Source organism: Streptomyces sp. NPDC033216 (genome assembly GCF_055577115.1).
In genome coordinates, this window is sequence record NZ_JBVIQK010000008.1 from 267,511 (window position 1) to 286,556 (window position 19,046).

Genomic DNA, 19,046 nt, shown 5'->3' on the forward strand with positions numbered 1-19,046 from the left:
CACCGGCCGCATCCCCTGACCCCACACGTCGTTTGGACATACGTGCACACCTACGACGTTCCCCGCCGCCAGTCCTACCCGATCCCGTCCGCGCGACCGGCCCAGGACTCCCAGGGCGGCCCATCGGCCACGCCGATCTACGACGCGCTCTACGCCGAGTACGTCAAGTCGTTCCGCTCGCTGCCGGGTGACCGCAGCGGCGAGGACGACCTGGGGTTCACCGCCTTCGGGAACATCCCGCACGGCACGGGGTCGTACACGGTGCCGCGCCCGGGGTCGTTCAGCAGTTCCTACAGCGCCTACAGTGCGGGCGCGCAGGCCGCACGGGTCGGCCAGCCGTCGCAGACACAGGCGCAGTCGCCACCGCAGTGGCAGCGGGTCGGCCCGCTCGGGCCGGTCGGCCAGCAGCACACGCCCACCGGGACGCACCACATCCCGGCGGCCCTGCCCCCGGCGCCCCGGCGCAGCGGCCGAGGCACCCACCAGGCGTGAAACGGCCGGAGGGCGGCACCCACTCGGGTGCCGCCCTCCGGCCGTGCCGTCAGGTCACTTCTTCTTGCCGCGCTTCTCGCGCACCCGGACCGAGATGTGGATCGGCGTGCCGTCGAAGCCGAACTCCTCGCGCAGCCGGCGCTCGACGAAGCGCCGGTAGCCCGCCTCGATGAAGCCGGAGGCGAACAGCACGAACCGCGGCGGCTTGGTGCCGGCCTGGGTGCCGAAGAGGATGCGGGGCTGCTTGCCGCCCCGGATCGGGTGCGGGTGGGCCGAGACCAGCTCGCCGAGGAAGGCGTTCAGCCGGCCCGTGGGGACGCGGGTCTCCCAGCCGGCCAGGGCCGTCTCGATGGCCGGGACCAGCTTCTCCATGTGCCGTCCGGTGCGCGCCGAGACGTTCACCCGCGGCGCCCACGCCACCTGGGCCAGCTCGGTCTCGATCTCCCGCTCCAGGTAGTAGCGGCGCTCCTCGTCGAGGGTGTCCCACTTGTTGAAGGCGAGGACGATCGCGCGGCCCGCCTCCACCGCCATGGTGACGATCCGCTGGTCCTGCACGGAGATCGACTCGGAGGCGTCGATCAGGATGACCGCCACCTCGGCCTTCTCCACCGCGGCCGCGGTGCGCAGCGAGGCGTAGTAGTCGGCGCCCTGCTGGAGGTGGACCCGCTTGCGGATACCGGCCGTGTCGACGAACTTCCAGGTGATGCCGCCGAGTTCGATCAGCTCGTCGACCGGGTCACGGGTGGTGCCGGCGATCTCGTTGACGACGACGCGCTCCTCGCCGGCCACCTTGTTCAGCAGCGAGGACTTGCCGACGTTCGGGCGGCCGATCAGGGCGATGCGGCGCGGGCCCCCGACCGCCGTGCCGAAGGTCTGCGCGGGCGCCTCCGGCAGCGCCTCCAGGACGGCGTCCAGCATGTCGCCGGTCCCGCGGCCGTGCAGCGCGGAGACGGGGTGCGGCTCGCCGAGGCCCAGGGCCCACAGGTAGGCCGCGTCCGCCTCGCCGCTCTGGCCGTCCACCTTGTTGGCGGCGAGCACGACGGGCTTGCCGGCCTTGCGCAGCAGTCGTACGACCGCCTCGTCGGTGTCGGTGGCGCCGACCTTGGCGTCGACGACGAACACGACGGCGTCGGCGGCCTCGATCGCGTACTCGGCCTGCGCCGCCACGGAGGCGTCGATACCGAGGACGTCCTGCTCCCAGCCGCCGGTGTCGACGACCTTGAAGCGGCGGCCCGCCCACTCGGCCTCGTAGGTGACCCGGTCGCGGGTGACGCCGGGCTTGTCCTCGACGACCGCCTCGCGCCGCCCGATGATCCGGTTGACGAGTGTCGACTTGCCGACGTTCGGACGGCCGACGACGGCGAGGACCGGCAGCGGCCCGTGCCCGGCGGCCTCGATCGCCCCCTCGACGTCCTCGGCGTCGAAGCCCTCGACCGCGGCGAGCTCCATGAACTCCGCGTACTCGGCGTCACCGAGCGCCCCGTGATCGTGCTCGAAGGAGTCCGAGCCGTCGGGCTGGATGTGGTCGTTCATGAAGTCCGTACCTCTGCGTTCATTCGTGGTGATCGGTGGAGCACCCGTTTTCGGCGGTTTGATCCACTACTCAGTGTCGCCCAGTGCCCGTCCGGACGCCCGGCGTTTTCGTTGTGCTTCTGTCCGTCTGTGCTTGTGTCCGTCGGGTGCCGCTATCCCTGGTCCGTCAGCCGGCCGGTGAGCCGTCTGGCGTGGGCCAGGTGGGCGGCCAGTTGCTTCTGGATGCGCTCGGTGGCCTCGTCCAGCGCCGTCCGCGTACGTCGCCCGCTGCCGTCGCCCGCCTCGAACGGGTCGCCGAAGACGACGTCGACGCGGGAGCGCAGCGGGGGCAGCGCCTTGAACAACCGTCCGCGCCGCTCGGTGCTTCCCAGTACGGCCACGGGGACGATCGCCGCCCCGCTGCGCACCGCGAAGTAGGCGAGCCCCGCGCGCAGGGAGGCGAAGTCGCCCTCGCCCCGCGTGCCCTCCGGGAAGATCCCGAGGACACCGCCCGCCTCCAGCACGCCCAGCGCACGGGTGATGGCCTTGCGGTCGGTGGTGTCCCGGTCGACCTTGAGCTGCCCGATGCCGGTCAGGAACGGGTCGAGGGGACCGATGAACGCTTCCTTCTTGATCAGGAAGTGCGTCGGCCGGGGCGCCACCCCCATGACCATCGGCCCGTCGATGTTGTGGGAGTGGTTGACGGCGAAGATCACCGGACCGGTCGCCGGAACCTTCCAGGCGCCCAGCACCCGCGGCTTCCACAGCCCGTACATCAGACCGACGCCGATGCGCCGCCCGACCTCCGCACCCCTCTCCGAGGGCAGCTCGCTCACTCGGCCGCCCGCTTCTCCCCGACGAGGGTGACCACGCACTCGATGACCTGGGCCAGCGTCAGCTCGGTGGTGTCGACCTCGACGGCGTCGTCCGCCTTGGCGAGCGGAGAGGTCTTGCGGGAGGAGTCGGCGGCGTCCCGCTTGATCAGCGCCTCGCGGGTGCTGTGCACGTCGGCACCCTTCAGCTCACCGCTGCGACGGGCGGCGCGGGCCTCGGGCGAGGCGGTGAGGAAGATCTTCAGGTCGGCGTCGGGCAGCACGGTCGTCCCGATGTCACGTCCCTCGACGACGATGCCCTGCTCGGCGGCGGCGGCCAGCGACCGCTGAAGCTCGGTGATCCGCGCCCGCACCTCGGGGACGGCGCTCACCGCGCTGACCTTGGAGGTGACCTCCTGGGTGCGGATCGGGCCGGCCACATCGGTGCCGTCGACCATGATCGTCGGGTTGGCCGGGTCGGTGCCGGAGACGATCTCGGGCTTGCCGGCGACGGCGGCGATCGCCGTGGGGTCCTCGATGTCTATCCCGTTGCTGACCATCCACCACGTGATCGCCCGGTACTGGGCACCGGTGTCCAGGTAGCTCAGCCCGAGCTGGGCGGCCACGGCCCTGGAGGTGCTCGACTTGCCCGTGCCGGAGGGACCGTCGATGGCGACAATCACGGGCTGGGCGACGCCGTTTTCCACGGGAGGACACCTTCCTGGTGCGAGGCGGTGGGTGCACGGGGCGCGAGTGTGCCCCGCACAAGGTTACCGGGCACGGGTCACTCGTCCGGCCGCGGCTTCTCGGCACCGGCCAGGGCCCCCTGCCCGACCCCACCGCCCGACACCACCCTAGGCCCCTGCCCGACCTCACCCGTCGACACCGGCCCGGCCCTCCCTGCCCGACCCCACCGATCGACACCGGTCGGCCCGCGCCGCACCCCGGCCTCGCCTCTCGGGCCGGGCAGCATCATCCAGGCCGTCCGGCGATCGAGGACGAGGCCCGTTCAGGGCCGGGAGCGGGGGTCGGGGGCGGCAGCCCCCGGGGACGGTCGCACCGGCGCCGGGTGCCTACTGCCGGAGAGCCCACCCTCGCTCCCGCAACGCCGACGACAACGCCCCCGCGGACTTCGGCTCGACCATCAGCTGCACCAGACCCGCCTGCTGCCCCGTCGCGTGCTCGATGCGTACGTCCTCGATGTTGACCCCCGCCCGACCGGCGTCGGCGAAGATGCGGGCGAGCTGCCCCGGCTGGTCGTCGATGAGCACCGCCACGACCTCGTAGACCCGCGGAGCGGACCCGTGCTTGCCGGGGACCCGGACCTGGCCCGCGTTGCCCCGCCGCAGGACGTCCTCGATGCCGTCGGCGCCCTCACGCCGCTTGTCCTCGTCGGAGGACTGGAGGGCCCGCAGCGCCTGCACCGTCTCGCCGAGGTCGGTGGCGACGTCCCCGAGCAGGTCGGCGACCGGACCGGGGTTCGCGGAGAGGATGTCGATCCACATCCGGGGGTCGGAGGCGGCGATCCTGGTGACGTCCCGGATGCCCTGCCCGCACAGCCGTACGGCGGCCTCGTCGGCGCTCTCCAGGCGTGCGGCGACCATGCTGGACACCAGGTGGGGCATGTGGGAGACGAGCGCCACGGCCCGGTCGTGGGCGTCGGCGTCCATGACGACGGGGACGGCGCGGCAGTGCGAGACCAGTTCCAGGGCGAGGTTGAGCACCTCGGTGTCGGTGTCGCGGGTGGGCGTCAGCACCCAGGGGCGGCCCTCGAAGAGGTCGGCGGTCGCGGCCAGCGGGCCGGACTTCTCGCGGCCGGACATGGGGTGGGTGCCGAGATAGGCCGACAGGTCGAGGCCGAGCGCCTCCAGCTCCCGGCGCGGTCCGCCCTTGACGCTGGCGACGTCGAGGTAGCCGCGGGCCACGCCCCGTCGCATGGCGTCGGCGAGCACGGCGGCCACGTGGGCGGGCGGGGCGGCGACGATGGCGACGTCGACCGGGCCCTGGGGGGCGTCGTCGGTGCCGGCGCCGAGCGCGGCGGCCGTACGGGCCTGCTCGGGGTCGTGGTCCTCCAGGTGGACGGCGACGCCACGTTGGGTGAGGGCGAGGGCCGCGGACGTACCGATGAGTCCGGTTCCGATGACGAGCGCCGTTCTCACTGGGCGATGTCCTTGCGCAGGGCGGCCGCGGCGCCGAGGTAGACGTGGTCGATCTCCGAGCGGGGCCTGTCCGACTCGATGTGGGCGAGGACGCGCACGATCCTCGGCATGGCGCCCTGGATGTCGAGTTCCTGGGCGCAGATCAGCGGCACGTCGACGATGCCCAGCTTGCGCGCGGCGGCTGCCGGGAAGTCGCTGTGCAGGTCGGGTGTGGCCGTGAACCAGATGCTGATCAGGTCGTCGGCGCTGAGGGAGTTCCGCTCCATGACGGCGGTGAGCAGGGCCCCGACGCGCTCGTCCATGTGCCGGGCCTCGTCCTTGTCCAGTTGGACGGCCCCCCGGACCGCTCGTACCGCCACGGCACTGCTCCTCGCTCACGTAGGTGACCACTCTTCGTCATCCAGCGTAGTCAGCAGGGACCGGCCCGGAGCACGGCGCCCGCCCGCTGAGACGCGTGCGGCACGCGCACGGCGTCCCTGGGCGCGGGTCGCGTGTGCTGTGTCACTCTGTTCTCGAGTTTCCGCCCTTCGCTTCCTCCGCACTCCCGGGAGTGACCACATGACCCTCCCCGCCTCGCGCCGGACGGTTCTCCTCGCGACGGGCGCGGCGGCGCTCGCCGTCGGCTGTGGCGATCAGGACGCCGACGGCGACCCGCCCGGTCCGGCCACCGCCGCCGCCGGCCGGGAACTGGCGAACACGGCCGACATCCCGGTCGGCGGCGGCAGGATCTTCCCGGCCGAGAAGGTCGTGGTCACGCAGCCGACGCGGGGCGACTTCAAGGCGTTCTCGGCGGTCTGCACCCATCAGGGCTGCGTCGTCGCGACCGTCGCCGACGGCACCATCAACTGCGCCTGCCACAAGAGCAGCTTCGGCATCGCCGACGGCGCGGTGGCGCGCGGCCCGGCGACCGAGCCGCTGCCCGCGGAGAAGATCACGGTCAAGGGGGACGCCATCACGCTGGCGTGATCGGGATCAGTGGTCCCACAGCGCCCCCAGGGTGACCAGCTCGCTCTCGTGCTCGATCCGGTCCGTCCACTGCGCCGGCCAGGCGTCGGCACCGGCGTACGCGCCCGCGAAGGCGCCGGCCAGGCAGGCGATGGAGTCGGAGTCGCCGGCCGAGCAGGCGGCCCGGCGCAGTGCGGTGACCGGTGCGTCGGGGAAGAGCAGGAAACACAGCAGCCCGGTGGCCAGCGCCTCTTCGGCGATCCAGCCCTCTCCGGTCGCCAGGCACGGGTCGGTCTCCGGCGAGGGAGTGCGCAGAGCGTCCTGGAGCCGCTCCAGGACGCCGAGGCAGTCGTCCCAGCCCCGCGCGATGAAGTGTTCCGGCGTCGGGTCCTGGGAGCGGGTCCACAGGTCGCCGAGCCAGCGGTGGTGGTAGCGGGTGCGGTTGTCGAGGGCGTACGACCGCAGCAGCCCGACGAGGCCCGCGGGGTCGGCGCCGTCCGCGAGCAGCCGTACGGCGTGGGCGGTGAGGTCTGAGGCGGCGAGCGCGGTGGGGTGGCCGTGGGTCAGGCCGGACTGGAGCTGGGCGGCACCGGCCCGCTGCTCGTCGCTGAGGCCGGGGGCGAGTCCGAGGGGCGCGACGCGCATGTTGGCACCGCAGCCCTTGGAGCCGATCCGACTGGCGTCCTGCCACCGCCGTCCGTCGTCCGTGAGCAGGTCGCAGGCGGTCAGGCAGGTGCGACCGGGAGCCCGGTTGTTCTCGGGTGACCGGTACCAGTCCACGAACTCCCGGCGCAGCGGCCCCTCCAGCCGGTCCGGCACGAGCAGCCCGCGGTCCATGGCCGTGCGCAGGGCGCGCGCGACGGCCAGCGTCATCTGGGTGTCGTCGGACACGAGGGCACGCGTGGGCAGCTCCATCTCCCGCCAGGGGCCGCACTTGGCGAGGATGGAGGGGACGTCGTCGAACTCGGTCGGGAACCCGAGCGCGTCCCCCAGCGCGAGGCCCAGCAGGGCCCCCGTCGCGGCGCGCTTCCTGACGGTCGTGGTGGTCATGCGGTACGTCCTTCCCGAGGCGGTCGCAACAGGGGTGGGTGGAGCGTGGCGGCGGTGCCCGCGCGGTAGAGGGCGGCCGGTTTGCCGCGGCCGCCGGTGAGCCGTGCGGCACCGCCGGGGACGGGCTCGACGAAGCCGGGGGTGGCGAGCACCTTGCGGCGGAAGTTGGGGCGGTCCAGGCCGGTGCCCCAGATCGTCTCGTAGACCTGTTGCAGCTCGCCGAGAGTGAACTCGGGCGGGCAGAAGGCGGTGGCGAGGCAGGTGTACTCGAGCTTGGCGCCGATCCGCTCGTGGGCGTCGGCCAGGATCCGGTCGTGGTCGAAGGCGAGCGGCTCGGCGTCGTCGTACGGCAGCCAGCGCGCCCGGGCCGCGTCGCCGCCGCCGCGCGGTTCGGGTGCGTCGGGCAGCAGTGCGGCGAAGGCGACGGAGACGACCCGCATCCGGGGGTCGCGGTCGGGTTCGCTGTAGGTGCGCAGCTGCTCCAGGTGGAGTCCGGAGATGTCGGTGAGGCCGGTCTCCTCGGAGAGTTCGCGCCGGGCGGCGGTCTCGGCGGACTCGTCCGGCAGCACGAACCCGCCGGGCAACGCCCAGCGGCCGAGGTAGGGCTCCTGCCCGCGCTCGACGAGCAGGACGTGCAGGGCGCCCGCGCGCAGGGTGAGGACGGCGAGGTCCACGGTGACGGCGAAGGGTTCGAAGGCGTACTTGTCGTAGGCGCGCATCCACTCACCCCCTTAATGGTCTCTGCGACTATAAACCTGGCCGGTGTCCGGGCACAAGAAAGCGGCCGGTCCGGAGATCCGGAACCGGCCGCTCCCGCAAGGCGCTCTACAGGTCGACTTCCTTCATCAGCATGCCGACCTCGGTGTTGGACAGCCGGCGCAGCCAGCCCGACTTCTGGTCGCCCAGGGTGATCGGGCCGAAGGCCGTGCGCACCAGCTTGTCGACCGGGAAACCGGCCTCCGCGAGCATCCGGCGCACGATGTGCTTGCGGCCCTCGTGGAGGGTGACCTCGACGAGGTAGTTCTTGCCGGTCTGCTCGACGACCCGGAAGTGGTCCGCCTTCGCGTACCCGTCCTCCAGCTGGATGCCGTCCTTGAGCCGCTTGCCCAGGTCGCGCGGGATCGGGCCGACGATGTGCGCGAGATAGACCTTCTTCACGCCGTACTTCGGGTGCGTCAGCCGGTGCGCCAGCTCACCGTGGTTGGTGAGCAGGATGACGCCCTCGGTCTCGGTGTCGAGCCGGCCGACGTGGAAGAGACGGGTCTCACGGTTGGTGACGTAGTCGCCGAGGCACTGCCGGCCCTCGTTGTCCTCCATCGTCGAGACGACACCGGCGGGCTTGTTCAGCGAGAAGAACTGGTACGACTGCGTCGCCACGGTCAGGCCGTCGACCTTGACCTCGTCCTTCTCCGGGTCGACCCGCTTGCCCTGCTCCAGGACGATCTCGCCGTTGACCTCGACGCGCGCCTGCTCGATCAGCTCCTCGCAGGCCCGGCGGGAGCCGTAGCCCGCGCGCGCGAGGATCTTCTGGAGCCGCTCGCCCTCCTGCTCGGCGCCCGGGAAGGTCTTGGGCAGCTTGATGTCCTTCTTGGCCGCGTAGCGCTCACGGTTGCGCTCCTCGGCCCGCGTCTCGTACTCGCGGGAGGTCGCCGGGGCCGACGGCCCGCGCTGCTGGGGCTTCTTCGGACCGCCCTTGGCACCGCCGCGGGCCGCGCCCCCGCGCCCCGCCTTCGGCCCCTCGTGAGACGCGCCGGGGCCCACGTCGTAGCGGCGCTCCTCGGGGCGGGGCTTGCTGGGACGGCCCTGAGCCTGGCCCTGGCCGCCCCGGCCCTGCGCCTGACCCCGGCTCTGGCCCTGGCCCTGCTTCTGGCCCCTGTTGTTGCCGGCGCCGCGGGGGTTGCCGCGCCCACCGCTCTTGCCGCTACCGCTACCGCTGCTTCGCATCAAATTTCCGTCGTCGTCGTGTCCGTCGTGGGACCGCCGTCCGCATCCGGGGCGTCCGGATCGAACGACGGTACGGCTTCCTGGGTCTCGGCCTCGATCGCCTCCGCCTCCGGGAGGAAGGGCGCGAGCTCCGGGAGCTCGTCCAGACCGCGCAGGCCCATCCGCTCCAGGAAGTAGTTCGTCGTCCTGTACAGGATCGCACCTGTTTCGGGTTCCGTGCCCGCCTCCTCGACCAGACCGCGCTGGAGGAGGGTGCGCATCACGCCGTCGCAGTTCACTCCGCGCACCGCGGAGACCCTGCTGCGGCTCACCGGCTGGCGGTAGGCGACCACCGCCAGGGTCTCCAGCGCGGCCTGGGTGAGGCGGGCCTGCTGGCCGTCCAGGACGTACCGTTCGACGGCGGGGGCGTACTCGGCACGGGTGTAGAACCGCCAGCCGCCCGCGACGAACCGCAGCTCGAAGCCGCGCCCCTGCACGGTGTAGTCGTCGGACAGCTCCCGTAGCGCGTCCGCGACCTGGCGGCGCGGGCGCTCCACGATCTTCGCGAGGTGCTCCTCGGTCGCGGGCTCGTCCACGACCATCAGCACCGCCTCCAGGGCGGGCTTGAGGTCGAGGCCGGCGACGGCAGGCGGCCCGGCCGGGGCCGCCGAGGCCTCCACGCTCTCCTCGCTCACGGCTTCCTCTCCTCCTCGGTCCTCTCCGGCGGCCGGTCGAACTCGTCGGTGACCCTGGGCTGGTCGTCCCCGTCCCCACCGGTCCAGCGCACCAGCAGCTCCCCCAGCGCGGTCTCCTGGTCGAGGGCGACGGCCTTCTCCCGGTACAGCTCCAGCAGGGCCAGGAACCTCGCTACGACGGTGAGTGTGTCATCGGTGTCCTCGACGAGCGTGCGGAAGCTGGCCTCGCCGAGCCGCCGCAGCCGTGCGACCACGATCCCGGCCTGTTCCTGCACGCTGACCAGCGGGGCGTGGATGTGGTCGACGTACACCTGCGGCTCGGCTCTCGGCTGCATCGCCTTGACCGCGAGCTGCGCGAAGCGCTCCGCGCCGATGGAGATGACGACCTCGGGCAGCAGCTCGGCGTGGTGCGGTTCGAGGCCGACGGTCCGCGGATAGCGGCGGGCCTCCACCTCCAGCCGGCCGTGGAGGATGTCGGCGATCCGCTTGTAGGCGCGGTACTGCAACAGCCGGGCGAACAGCAGGTCGCGAGCCTCGAAGAGGGCCAGGTCGGCCTCGTCCTCGACCTCCGCGGCGGGCAGCAGGCGGGCCGCCTTCAGATCGAGCAGCGTCGCGGCGACGACGAGGAACTCGGTCGTCTGGTCCAGGTCCCAGTCGGGGCCCATCGCCCGGATGTGGGCCATGAACTCGTCCGTGACCTTCGACAGCGCGACCTCGGTGACGTCCAGCTTGTGCCGGGAGATCAACTGGAGCAGCAGGTCGAAGGGGCCCTCGAAGTTGGCGAGTCGCACCTTGAAGACACCGTCGGAGATCTCCTGCGCACTGTCCGTCGTGCGGTCGGAGGGCTCAGCGACCGGCGTGGGCACTGGCACCGCTTCCGGGACCGGTCCCGGTACTGGTGCCGACTCCTCTGCCGCGTCCGGTACCGGTGCGGACGCCGGCACTGGCGCTGGTTCCGGCGCGACCGCGTCGGACTTCCCCGGTTCGGCGGGTGCCGCCCCCGGTCCGCGCCCCAGCGCGCGCCGACGGCCGGCTGGTGCGCCGGAGCCGGAGCCGGAGCCGGAGGCAGGATCGTTCGAGGTCATGACCCCCGCAGGCTACCGCTACCGCCCGCGAAGCCGTCGTACGAGGATGCTGGCGTCCCCACGGCTCTCGAGGTCGGCGAGGACGACGGCGACCGCCTCACGGACGATGCGCCCGCGGTCGACCGCCAGCCCGTGTTCGCCGCGGAGCACGAGACGGGCGTGCTCCAGGTCCATCAGTTCCTCGGCGGACACGTACACGGTGATCTTCTCGTCGTGCCGCTCCCGGCCGCTGGGCCGGCGGGCTGAGGCCCGTCCGCGCTTGCGCGACTGTGCGTCACCCTGGGCGGCAGAACCTTCCTGCGGGCCCTGACGCGGACCGGAGCGCTCCCCGGTGCCCCGGGTGCCGCCCTGCTCGGCGCCGGCCGCCGCGTGTTCGGCGCCCTCGCCGTCCCCGCCCTGTGCGGGCACGGCGTGCGGCGCGTCCTCGGAACCGGCCGCCGTCCTCCCGTCGCTCTCCCCCGCGGGAGCGGGTACCCGGGCCTCGCCGTTGGCGGGGCGCCGGGCCGCGGACGGCTGGAGCGCCATTCCCCCTGTCGTACGGAAGAGTTCGTCGGCCCCGGGCAGACTCACTCGGCGTGACACCGGGCGAGCACCTCCCTGGCGAGCTGGCGGTAGGCGGCGGCACCCACGGAGTTGGAGGCGTACGTGGTGATCGGCTCACCGGCGACCGTGGTCTCCGGGAAGCGGACCGTGCGCCCGATGACCGTGTGGTAGACGTGGTCGTCGAAGGCCTCGACGACCCGCGCGAGCACCTCACGGCTGTGTACCGTGCGCGAGTCGTACATGGTCGCCAGGATCCCGTCGAGCTCCAGCTCGGGGTTGAGCCGCTCCTGGACCTTCTCGATGGTCTCCGTCAGCAGGGCGACGCCACGCAGCGCGAAGAACTCGCACTCCAGCGGCACGATCACCTTGTGGGCGGCGGTGAGCGCGTTGACGGTGAGCAGGCCCAGCGAGGGCTGACAGTCGATCACGATGTAGTCGTAGTCGTCCATCAGCGGCTTCAGGGCCCGCTGCAACGTCGACTCGCGCGCGACCTCGGAGACCAGCTGGACCTCGGCGGCGGACAGGTCGATGTTGCTGGGCAGCAGGTCCATGTTGGGGACCGCCGTCTTCAGGAGCACCTCGTCCGCCGACATGCCCCGCTCCATGAGCAGGTTGTAGACCGTGAGGTCGAGCTCCATGGGGTTGACGCCCAGACCGACCGACAGCGCGCCCTGCGGGTCGAAGTCCACGAGCAGTACCCGGCGTCCGTACTCCGCGAGCGCGGCACCCAGGTTGATGGTCGACGTGGTCTTGCCGACGCCGCCCTTCTGGTTGCACATCGCGATGATCGTCGCGGGACCGTGCTGGGTCAGCGGTCCCGGGATCGGGAAGTACGGCAGCGGGCGACCGGTCGGGCCGATGCGCTCGCGGCGCTGGCGGGCAGCGTCGGGCGCGAGTGTGGCCGCGTACTCGGGGTCGGGCTCGTACTCGGCGTCGGGGTCGTAGAAGTGCCCTTCGGGCAGTTCGTCGTAGTCGGCGAAGTGGTTGCGGGGCGCGCCACTTCCGTCGCCGGCCATGGCGTTCACGTGATGGCCATCCATGCTCTGGTGTGCTGACAGAGCCGTGTGGGGGCTTGACTGGCTCTGGTGGGCTGCGAAGGTTCGGACAGCGACGGAGCCGACAGCCTCGAGCCCCGTGGAGCCCTGACTCCGCGTAGGCATTCCTGGTTGACCACCCCCGGGAGAAAATGTCGACTCATTCACAAGTCGTCTTACCTCCTTGGTGACCAGGAAACTTCTAGACAAGGTCAGCGTGGCACCATGCCGACGGTTGGCGACTCTATGGCGTGTCGGGTGCTCGCAGCAACACAATCCGCCGGACCCGACTCGATGTGTCGACAATGAAACATCCCGCTGTCAAGGGCGTACGGCCGTCGCACAGCAGGTTTCACCGGTGTGCGAATCGGTCGAAGGGTTACGTTCGAGGCGAGTTGACCGAGAACCGCAAAGTGACCATACACACATCCGGCCGGACCTTGTCGGGCAAGGTCCGGCCGGATGTGTGTGATTGACGCGTCATGTTGACGTATCGCCTTTACGGGAAGGTGACTTGCCCGGGCGCGTCAGCCGAGGAGCGTCTCCAGCTCGACGTGCGCCAGGCCGTGTGCCTCGGCGACCTCGCGGTAGACGACCTGACCGTCGTGGGTGTTGAGTCCCTTGGCCAGCGCGGGGTCGCGGCGCAGCGCCTCGACCCAACCGTTGTTGGCGAGCGAGACGATGTACGGCAGCGTGGCGTTGGTGAGGGCGTTGGTCGAGGTGTTGGGCACCGCGCCCGGCATGTTGGCGACGCAGTAGAAGACCGAGTTGTGCACCGGGAAGGTCGGCTCGGCGTGGGTGGTCGGGCGGGAGTCCTCGAAGCAGCCGCCCTGGTCGATGGCGATGTCGACAAGGACACTACCGGGCTTCATCCGGGACACCAGCTCGTTGGTGACCAGCTTCGGGGCCTTGGCTCCCGGGATGAGCACGGCACCGATGACGAGGTCGGCGTCGAGGACGGCCTTCTCCAGTTCGAAGGAGTTGGACATCACGGCCTTGACCCTGGTGCCGAAGATCTTGTCGGCCTCGCGCAGCTTGTTGATGTCGCGGTCCAGCAGGGTCACGTCGAAGCCCATGCCGACGGCGATCTGGGTGGCGTTCCAGCCGGACACGCCGCCGCCGATGACGACGGCCTTGGCCGGGGTGACGCCGGGGACGCCGCCGGGCAGGACGCCACGGCCGCCGTTGGCGCGCATCAGGTGGTAGGCGCCGACCTGCGGGGCCAGCCGGCCCGCGACCTCGGACATCGGGGCGAGCAGCGGCAGGGCGCGGTTCGGCAGCTCGACGGTCTCGTAGGCGATGGCGGTGGTGCCGGACGCGACGAGGGCGTCGGTGCACTCCTTGGAGGCGGCCAGGTGCAGGTAGGTGAAGAGCGTCTGGTCCTTGCGGAGGCGGTGGTACTCCTCGGCGACCGGCTCCTTGACCTTCAGCAGCAGGTCGGCGGTGGCCCACACCTCGTCGGCGGTCTCCAGGATCCGCGCCCCGGCGGCGACGTACTCGCCGTCCGTGATCGACGACCCGACACCGGCGTCGCGCTCGATGACGACCTGGTGGCCGTTACGCACCAGCTCGTGCACGCCGGCGGGGGTGATGGCCACCCGGAACTCGTTGTTCTTGACCTCGCGGGGGATGCCGACCTTCACGTCGATCACGGTCCTTGGCTCAGAGGGTGTGGGGAAACAGCAACGCATACCCGGAGGTAGCGGACGCACCGGGATGCACCGCAGGAGAACGTGCGGCAGAGCCAGTCTAATGAAGGTGTTCCCGCTGTCTAGCCTTTCATTGCATCAATCTTCAGCGGGTGCACTGCGGATTTCGCAGGCGTTAGCACCATGTTCCGGCTCCGGATCACGGTCTGCGGCCTCATCTCCCAGGATGCGCTCGGCCGCGCCGCGGTGCAGACGGGCGGCCGCGGGGTCTCCTAGGTGCTCCAGGGTGTCGGCCAGCCGTAGCTGAAGAGCGGCCTGGAGACGGGCGTCGTCGGCGCGCCGGGCCCACTCCACCGCCTCCTGGCAGGTGCGCAGCGACTCCTCGGGCCGGCCCGCGTACTCCTGCACCCGAGCCAGTTCGCTCAACGCCCGGGCGGACGCGGCCACATCGCCGGCCTTGCGGTGCCCGGCGACCGCGGCCCGCCAGCCCCTTTGCGCCTCTCCGTACCGTCCGGCGTAGGTGTGGGCGGTGGCGATCCGGCCGTACAACCGGGCGGCGTCCGCGCGCTCGTCGCGGGCCAGCCGCTGGGCGAGAGCGCGGCCGAACCAGTCGGCGGCCCGGTCGTAGTCCCCCAGCTCCAGGTGCGCGCCGCCTACGGATTCCATCGCCCGCCCGGTCGCGTACGGGTCGTTCGCCCGGCGTCCGGCGTCCAGCGCGGCCCGGTAGCGCACCAGGGCCTCCGCCGTCCGCCCGGTGCGCGCGTCCACGTCGGCCAGATTCAGCAGGGCGGCGGCTTTCTCACGGGGCAGGTCGCGGCGCTCGGCCACGTCCAGCACGAGCTGGTGGACGCCGTACAGGTCGGGCGCGGCCCCCTCGGTGCCGAAGTGCGCGACCATCGCCCTGACCAGCTGGGACATCAGTCGCCTGGCCAGGGTGTCCAGCTCGCCGTCGGCGACCGCGAGGCGGGCGGAGGCGAGCAGCGCGGGCCGGCGGACGCGCAGCCAGTCGGCGGCCGCCCGCGGGGTGGCGAAGCGCAGGGCGCGCGGCAGGCCCTGGAGCTTCTCCCGGGCCTGCGGGTTGTCCGTCTCGGTGATCGCCCGGCAGGACTGGAGGAGCCGCACCGTCCGCTCCAGCAGGCGGGCGCGGGCCAGTTGGAGTTCGGCGGGTCGCTCGTGGGCCTCGGCGGCCGCCCGCAGCAGGGGCTGGAGACAGCCGGGAACCTCGTACTGGGACAGCGGCGACGGCACGGCCCGCAGCAGGCCCAGGGCGACGAAGTCGTCCAGGGCGGTGCGCGCGGCGCCGATCGAGCAGCCGGCGAGCGCGGAGGCGGTGTGCGGGTCGACGAGGCCGGCCGGGGCCAGGCAGAGCAGTCGCAGTATCCGTGCGGCGGCCGGGGGCAGCGTGGCGTGTACGAGCCGGAAGACACGGCTGAGGGGGGTTCCGTCGTCACCCTCGGCGTGGAGCTGCCTGGCAAGGTCGGCGACCGCGGACTTGGGCCGGGCGGCGAGCCAGCCGCCCGCGAGGATCAGCGCGGCGGGGTGTCCCTGGCAGGCCTCGACGAGGCCCTCGGCGGCACGCGGGTCGACGGTGATGCGGACCGAGCCGGTGAGGCGGGTGAGCAGGTCGAGGGCGGACTTGGTGTCGAGTCCGCCCAGGGTGCAGGGCCGCACGTCGGAGATCCCGGTGAGCGGGCCCGCCGAGACGGCGACGACCAGGCAATCGGGGGTGTCCGGAAGAAGCGCGTCGACCTGGTCGGCGCCGGCCGCGTCGTCGAGCAGGAGCAGCGTGCGACGCTCGGCGAGGGCCTCGCGCAGAGTGGCCGAAAGCTCCTCCTCACCGGCGCCGGCCGGGACCGGCCGGCCGAGCGCGGTGAGCAGTTCGCGGGCCGCGCGTTCGACGGGAACGGGCGTGCCGTCGGGTTCGCCGAGCCGGACGCGCAGCACGCCGTCCCGGTAACGCTCGGCGACCTGCCGGACGAACTCCTCGGCCAGTGCGGTACGGCCGGAACCGGGCCGTCCGGCGATGAGGAGCACGCGCGCGCGGGGCGCCTTCTTCCCCGAGAGGGTGTCCAGTCCCGTGCGTTCGATGTCGGCGCGCAGTTCCTTCAACTCCCGGGTACGGCCCAGGAAATGGCCCTTCGTCGCAGCGTGTCCGGACAGCTGCACGCCGCCTGTGTCCACTGCCTGATCCGTCACGGGCCACACTCCCGTCCCACCGCACGCGCAAGCCCGCCGGGACTCCGGATCGGGCGTTTCCAGAGCCTAGTTCACGCTCTGCGACGTTCCGGGAGGAGCGCGGCGGTGGCGTCCCCCGTTCGGATCAGCCGATCGTCACATCGCGCATGCCCGCGCGCGGGTCTGCCGGCGGGGTCACGCCTCGAAGGGGCGGGCCGGCCACGGCGCCTGCGGCGGACGCAGCGCGTCGAGCCCCTCGCCGCTCCGGGCGGCGACCAGCGCGAGGACGCCCACGACGAGGCAGTTGTTGTGCAGTTCGCCCGCGAGCACTCCCCGGACGAGTTCGTCGACCGGCACGCGCGCGTGTTCCATGTCGGCCTCCTCGTCCTCGACCTCGAAGCGCGCTCCCTCGGCCTCGGAGAGACCGCGGGCCAGGAAGACGCGTACGGCCTCGTCGCAGCCGCCGGGAGTGGTGTAGACGTCGGTCAGCACGCGCCAGTCCTCGGCCTTGACGTGCGCTTCCTCGTACAGCTCGCGCTGGGCGGCGTGCAGCGGGTTCTCGCCGGGCACGTCGAGCAGGCCGGCCGGGATCTCCCACAGCTTCTGGCGCACGGGGTGGCGGTACTGCTTGATCAGCAGGACACGGTCCTCGTCGTCGAGGGCGAGGACGGCCACGGAGCCGGGGTGGACCTGGTAGTCACGGCGGACGACGGAGCCGTCGGGCATGACCACCTCGTCCGTGCGGACGGAGGTCTTCTTCCCCACGAAGGGGGTCTCCGTCGCCCGGATCTCCCACGCCTGCGCGGTGTCCTTGATCGTCATGCCCTGTCCTCCACACGTACAAAAGGAATCCGGCCAGAGGAAAACCGGCCAAACCGAACCGACAAAAAGAGGCCGGGGTGCTCACCTTTGAAGGGATGCACCCCGGCCACCGTACAACTGGTGTGTTACTTCGAAGTCTTCCGCTCCACCGCGGCCTTCACCAGCCCGGCGAACAGCGGGTGCGGACGCGTCGGCCTCGAGCGCAGCTCGGGGTGGGCCTGCGTGGCGACCAGGTACGGGTGGACGTCGCGCGGGTACTCCACGTACTCCACGAGCTTGCCGTCCGGCGAGGTGCCGGAGAACAGGATTCCCGCCCTCTTCTCCAGCTCCCCGCGGTAGGCGTTGTTGACCTCGTAGCGGTGACGGTGCCGCTCCTCGACGTACTCCTTGTCGTCGTAGACCTCGCGCACGATCGAACCCTCGGCCAGTTTCGCCGGGTACATGCCGAGCCGCATGGTGCCACCCATGTCACCCTCACCGGCGACGATGTCCATCTGCTCGGCCATGGTGGAGATGACCGGGTGCCCGGTGGCGGGGTCGAACTCGGTGGAGTTGGCGTCGGAGATGTCGGCCAGGTTGCGCGCGGCCTCGATCACGATGCACTGGAGGCCGAGGCAGAGGCCGAGCAGCGGCACCTTGTTCTCGCGGGCGTAGCGGATGGCGCCGACCTTGCCGTTCACGCCGCGCTCGCCGAAGCCGCCGGGGATGCAGATGCCGTCGACGTCGCCGAGCTGCGCCGCGGCGCCGGCCGGGGTCTTGCAGTCGTCCGAGGTGACCCACTTGATCTTCACGCGGGCCTTGTTGGCGAAGCCGCCGGCGCGCAGCGCCTCGGTGACCGACAGATAGGCGTCGGGCAGGTCGATGTACTTGCCGACCAGGGCGAGGGTGATCTCGTGGTCGGGGTTGTGGACGCGGTCGAGCAGGTCGTCCCAGGTCGTCCAGTCCACGTCACGGAAGGGCAGGTCCAGCTTGCGGACGACATAGGCGTCCAGGCCCTCGCCGTGCACGGTCTTCGGGATGTCGTAGATCGAGCGGGCGTCGGGGCAGGCGACGACGGCGGCCTCGTCGACGTCGCACATCAGCGAGATCTTCCGCTTGATCGCGGTGGGGACCTCGCGGTCGCAGCGCAGCACGATCGCGTCCGGCTGGATGCCGATGTTGCGCAGGGCGGCCACGGAGTGCTGGGTGGGCTTGGTCTTCAGCTCGCCCGAGGGACCGATGTAGGGCAGGAGCGAGATGTGAACGACGAAGACGTTGTCCCGGCCGACTTCGTGGCGGACCTGGCGGACGGTCTCCAGGAACGGCAGCGACTCGATGTCGCCGACCGTGCCGCCGACCTCGGTGATCACCACGTCCACCTCGTCCGTCGCCATGCGCCGGATGCGGTGCTTGATCTCGTTGGTGATGTGCGGGATGACCTGCACGGTGTCGCCCAGGTACTCGCCGCGGCGCTCCTTGGCGATCACGGTGGAGTAGATCTGGCCGGTGGTGACGTTGGCGGAGCCGTCGAGGTCGCGGTCGAGGAAGCGCTCGTAGTGACCGATGTCCAGGTCGGTCTCGGCGCCGTCGTTGGTGACGAACACCTCACCGTGCTGGAAGGGGTTCATCGTGCCGGGGTCGACGTTGAGATACGGGTCGAGCTTCTGCATCACGACGCGCAGGCCCCGCGCCTTGAGCAGCATGCCGAGGCTGGAGGCGGTCAGCCCCTTGCCGAGCGAGGAGGCGACACCCCCGGTGACGAAGATGTGCTTGGTCGTCGTGGCGGAGCTGTTTCGGAAAGCAGCGGGCGGCATGGCCAAGAGGGGGCTCCCGTGGTCGCGATCTGGGGGTGCGGTGCGGCTCCCGGAGGCTTTCACCAGCGGTTCGTGCCGGAATTCTCCGGGGGTGCCGTCGCTGCGGTTCGGGGGTTTCGTGCCCACCGGTCCACGGGCTACCAGGGTATCAGCGCCTCGGGGGGATGGCTTCCGGCCACGCTCCGCGCACGGACCGACACCCCCGGGCACACCCCTACCGTGTCCTCACCCACTGCTCACCCGTTCGGCCCACCCATGTTGCCCGGAGCGGCACGCAGATCATCTACGTGCGTCGTATCCTGCTCGGGCACTCGCTGCCGAGCCCGGCCGGCCAGACGGCACACCCCAGCCCGTACC

At 71.6% G+C, this 19,046-nt stretch carries 18 protein-coding genes; 2 read left to right on the forward strand and 16 right to left on the reverse strand.

The features are described from left to right. Nucleotides 1–42: 42 nt before the first annotated feature. Entirely contained in the window at nucleotides 43–492 is a 450-nt protein-coding gene (locus ACZ5Y0_RS18085) for a hypothetical protein (protein ID WP_469129649.1), read from the forward strand. Nucleotides 493–546: 54 nt separating this feature from the next. Here the strand turns inward: ACZ5Y0_RS18085 and der are convergent, their stop codons facing one another. The 5 genes from der to aroH form a co-directional block, all read right to left on the reverse strand. Continuing rightward, entirely contained in the window at nucleotides 547–2,025 is a 1,479-nt protein-coding gene (gene der, locus ACZ5Y0_RS18090; RefSeq protein WP_469129650.1) for a ribosome biogenesis GTPase Der, read from the reverse strand. A gap of 152 nt (nucleotides 2,026–2,177) precedes the next feature. Further along, nucleotides 2,178–2,840, reverse strand: coding sequence for a lysophospholipid acyltransferase family protein (locus ACZ5Y0_RS18095; protein WP_469129651.1), 663 nt, complete (start codon nucleotides 2,838–2,840; stop codon nucleotides 2,178–2,180). Then, entirely contained in the window at nucleotides 2,837–3,523 is a 687-nt protein-coding gene (cmk, locus tag ACZ5Y0_RS18100) for a (d)CMP kinase (RefSeq protein WP_469129652.1), read from the reverse strand. The genes ACZ5Y0_RS18095 and cmk overlap by 4 nt, the downstream gene beginning before the upstream one ends. Before the next feature lie 366 nt (nucleotides 3,524–3,889). Beyond that, nucleotides 3,890–4,975 (reverse strand): prephenate dehydrogenase, encoded by a 1,086-nt coding sequence (locus tag ACZ5Y0_RS18105; protein WP_469129653.1) that lies wholly within the window; start codon nucleotides 4,973–4,975, stop codon nucleotides 3,890–3,892. Beyond that, nucleotides 4,972–5,334, reverse strand: a complete 363-nt coding sequence (gene aroH / locus ACZ5Y0_RS18110) for a chorismate mutase (RefSeq protein WP_469129654.1) — start codon at nucleotides 5,332–5,334, stop codon at nucleotides 4,972–4,974. The genes ACZ5Y0_RS18105 and aroH overlap by 4 nt, the downstream gene beginning before the upstream one ends. A 199-nt stretch (nucleotides 5,335–5,533) precedes the next feature. On the opposite strand from aroH, the gene ACZ5Y0_RS18115 reads away from it, so the two are divergent. Next, entirely contained in the window at nucleotides 5,534–5,941 is a 408-nt protein-coding gene (locus ACZ5Y0_RS18115) for a Rieske (2Fe-2S) protein (RefSeq protein WP_469129655.1), read from the forward strand. 6 nt (nucleotides 5,942–5,947) lie between these two features. Here the strand turns inward: ACZ5Y0_RS18115 and ACZ5Y0_RS18120 are convergent, their stop codons facing one another. The 11 genes from ACZ5Y0_RS18120 to ACZ5Y0_RS18170 form a co-directional block, all read right to left on the reverse strand. Then, a complete protein-coding gene (locus ACZ5Y0_RS18120; RefSeq protein WP_469129656.1) occupies nucleotides 5,948–6,970 on the reverse strand; it encodes an ADP-ribosylglycohydrolase family protein in 1,023 nt (340 codons plus the stop codon). After that, nucleotides 6,967–7,689 (reverse strand): NUDIX hydrolase, encoded by a 723-nt coding sequence (locus ACZ5Y0_RS18125; protein ID WP_469129657.1) that lies wholly within the window; start codon nucleotides 7,687–7,689, stop codon nucleotides 6,967–6,969. Before ACZ5Y0_RS18125 ends, ACZ5Y0_RS18120 begins: the two co-directional genes overlap by 4 nt. Before the next feature lie 106 nt (nucleotides 7,690–7,795). Next, nucleotides 7,796–8,914 (reverse strand): pseudouridine synthase, encoded by a 1,119-nt coding sequence (locus ACZ5Y0_RS18130; RefSeq protein ID WP_469129658.1) that lies wholly within the window; start codon nucleotides 8,912–8,914, stop codon nucleotides 7,796–7,798. Continuing rightward, the gene (gene scpB / locus ACZ5Y0_RS18135) at nucleotides 8,914–9,588 is read right to left on the reverse strand and encodes an SMC-Scp complex subunit ScpB (RefSeq protein ID WP_469129659.1); all 675 of its coding nucleotides are present in this window, start codon (nucleotides 9,586–9,588) and stop codon (nucleotides 8,914–8,916) included. Before scpB ends, ACZ5Y0_RS18130 begins: the two co-directional genes overlap by 1 nt. Then, nucleotides 9,585–10,673 carry a segregation/condensation protein A gene (locus ACZ5Y0_RS18140; protein WP_469129660.1) on the reverse strand — a complete coding sequence of 363 codons (1,089 nt, stop codon included), beginning with the start codon at nucleotides 10,671–10,673 and terminating at the stop codon, nucleotides 9,585–9,587. The genes scpB and ACZ5Y0_RS18140 overlap by 4 nt, the downstream gene beginning before the upstream one ends. 18 nt (nucleotides 10,674–10,691) lie before the next feature. Next, a complete protein-coding gene (locus ACZ5Y0_RS18145; protein WP_469129661.1) occupies nucleotides 10,692–11,255 on the reverse strand; it encodes a hypothetical protein in 564 nt (187 codons plus the stop codon). Beyond that, a complete protein-coding gene (locus tag ACZ5Y0_RS18150) occupies nucleotides 11,240–12,376 on the reverse strand; it encodes a ParA family protein (RefSeq protein WP_469129662.1) in 1,137 nt (378 codons plus the stop codon). The genes ACZ5Y0_RS18145 and ACZ5Y0_RS18150 overlap by 16 nt, the downstream gene beginning before the upstream one ends. A gap of 401 nt (nucleotides 12,377–12,777) precedes the next feature. Continuing rightward, on the reverse strand, nucleotides 12,778–13,902 hold the full coding sequence (gene ald, locus ACZ5Y0_RS18155; RefSeq protein ID WP_469129663.1) for an alanine dehydrogenase: 1,125 nt from the start codon (nucleotides 13,900–13,902) through the stop codon (nucleotides 12,778–12,780). 135 nt (nucleotides 13,903–14,037) lie between these two features. Continuing rightward, entirely contained in the window at nucleotides 14,038–16,095 is a 2,058-nt protein-coding gene (locus ACZ5Y0_RS18160) for a tetratricopeptide repeat protein (protein WP_469129664.1), read from the reverse strand. A 174-nt stretch (nucleotides 16,096–16,269) separates the two neighbouring features. Beyond that, on the reverse strand, nucleotides 16,270–16,896 hold the full coding sequence (locus ACZ5Y0_RS18165) for an NUDIX domain-containing protein (RefSeq protein WP_469129665.1): 627 nt from the start codon (nucleotides 16,894–16,896) through the stop codon (nucleotides 16,270–16,272). A gap of 125 nt (nucleotides 16,897–17,021) precedes the next feature. After that, complete coding sequence (locus ACZ5Y0_RS18170) at nucleotides 17,022–18,689, reverse strand: CTP synthase (protein WP_469129666.1); 1,668 nt, start codon at nucleotides 18,687–18,689, stop codon at nucleotides 17,022–17,024. Between the last annotated feature and the right edge of the window lie 357 nt (nucleotides 18,690–19,046).